A 2,203-nucleotide genomic window follows, 5' to 3' on the forward strand; every position below is an offset into this window, starting at 1 on the left:
GCTGGACCAACATCGCCGCCGCCACAGACCACTACCGCAGCCACCCCGCCGACGCTCTTCAGCTACTCGGTTTCAGCACGTGAGAACGCTTCGGCCCTGCGTCAGGGCCCGCTTCCGGGTGTCCTGCCAGACCTCCGTGTAGGCCGTCGAGGCGACGACTCCACCGCGCTCGCTGCGGAAGAGCCGGCCATCCTCGGCGACGCCGAACTCGAAGAATTTCGGGACGACCTTCTAGCTATATGCGGTCATTGATAGTGCTGGATGACCCAGGGAGGAGTGTTCCGTATTCCTGCCAGCCATGCGCTTAGGTCCGAAAAGCGTGACTGTTCAAACGCTTCTCTGTGCCATCTCTCGTCCGCGTCAAACCAATCCGCATCCGGCCAATCGATTGCATCTAAGGCATTATCTACGATGAGAGGTAGTGTGGCAATCAGAAGACTATGCAGCCTATCGGGAAGGACGAGAGTATCTTCGCCGAAGATAATCTCCTGCAAACCCAGCCCGGGTAGAGAAGTAGGTATGGGGCGGGTGGTGCTTTCAGTTAAGTTGACTACAGCTGTTCTTACCCTGCACATTTGGTTCTGATCGAGCACTTCCAGAACCGCCGTTCTCAAGGGATGCCGGTGCTGGTAGGCGTCGCGCAAACTATGTGAAACATCAAGGATCCAATCGATTGCTGGATCCTTAATCTTCTCGCGAACTGCATCTCGCATCCTGGCTGCGGGGCCACTCAGCCTTGCAGCCCATCCACCTGACTTCACGAATCTTCCCCAGCTAATCTTCGCTGGCCCCTCCTCGCATCCTTCTAAGTCGGCAGCGATCCACGCGAGTGAATCGAGTGCGCCAGTAAACAGAACGAGACTGTTTTGCAGGTGATAGCTGGTTCGGCTCTGAGTGCTATTGTCTTGCTCGAACCAACCTCCAGCGATCCTTAACATAGCCAACTCGTCACCTGCTACTAGGAGGTCATGTTGGCGGGCTAGTAACGTTTCTAAGTGTGCCGCCACCTTGGCTAGAGATGTTCGATGGTTCGGAGCGATAGCGCTACGGTATGCCCTGAGTGCTGAAGGCAACTGACGCGTGGCGAGATTCGAATGAAAGTCGTGAGGCGAGCCATGAACGCTCATACTGCCATCCAAGGCATACACTACCTTGCCTCTGGTGCGAAGCATGTGTTCTACCAAAGTCAGAGCTTCGCGTGGCCCTACCACACCTAGTGACGCCGCTACAGTAGATCCCATGCGACGACCCAATAGAGATGGGTCGCCAGTGACAAATAGATGATTCTTCAGTGCTGAGTGAGCGAGCTGATCGTAATAAACTGCGTTCAGCGTCGCTGGACCAGGCGCGTCCGTCGGCGGGTATGTGAAATTATCTTCATCTTGTGCGTGCATTCTGGCAACCCATGATGGCTGCTGAATTATGGCAGTGCAGCTCGTCCCGGGCTTGCTAGAGGTACGAGCTACGCCGTATGTCAAACCTCCATCCGAGTGACTTTCAACAGAGACTTCGAAACGGCCGACTTTTTTCGGCAGCGCCGCAGGCCAAGCGATGCCTGTGTGGACTTCAAGGGGCAGACCAAGACGCGCTAAATGGAGTATTCTTATCAAGCAGTATGCATCGTCATCACTATCTCCCTGACCCTTGATCTCTGGCCAGACGTGACGAAACCACGCAATGGAAGTAGTCCGTCTCGGGTGATGAGCGTCTGAGAGGTCAAGGAGGGGCGCCAGGTCGCTAGACAGGGTTACCTTCAAAGGCACGCCTTCAGTCCAGGGGGCTGCTGATGACGTGCCCTTTTCGTCAGCAAAAGTCGCATACCGCCTATCAACGGCGTGCTGCTTAGGCAGTGGTTGTATCAATTCTCGAACATGGTCCCAACTGCCATCAAAAAGCATATATCTGGACCATCTCCGCCCATAGATGGCCTCCGCTTCAAAGCTCTCGGCATGAGCCATAATCTCCCTCAGATAATAAATAGACAGAGCTTCCGCCTTGCAGGCGGAAGCTCTGCTAGCCCCAGACCGGGACGACTCTACAGGCGACTCACCGAGAGATCACCTTCTCCAAGAAGAGAACTGATCCGCCGAACGCGCTTCCCAGAGCTAGTGGCTCGTCTCTGAACGTTGACCCGGTAATTGATCTCGGACGGTGAACCCGTCAGGCTGACTGCCTCTGCAACTCTTGGGAGGTGGTCGTGGCT

At 55.4% G+C, this 2,203-nt stretch carries 1 protein-coding gene; it reads right to left on the bottom strand.

What is annotated here, in order from left to right; genetic code table 11:
* Window positions 1-245: 245 nt before the first annotated feature.
* Window positions 246-1,394 (bottom strand): hypothetical protein, encoded by a 1,149-nt coding sequence (locus IO39_RS55610; RefSeq protein WP_157549818.1) that lies wholly within the window; start codon window positions 1,392-1,394, stop codon window positions 246-248.
* Window positions 1,395-2,203: the final 809 nt, after the last annotated feature.

Source organism: Nonomuraea candida (genome assembly GCF_000725485.1).
GTDB lineage: Bacteria > Actinomycetota > Actinomycetes > Streptosporangiales > Streptosporangiaceae > Nonomuraea > Nonomuraea candida.

Bases quoted from the DNA above. Each gene is read 5' to 3' on its own strand.
- IO39_RS55610 (WP_157549818.1), bottom strand. From the start codon at position 1,394: ATGCACGCACAAGATGAAGATAATTTCACATACCCGCCGACGGACGCG.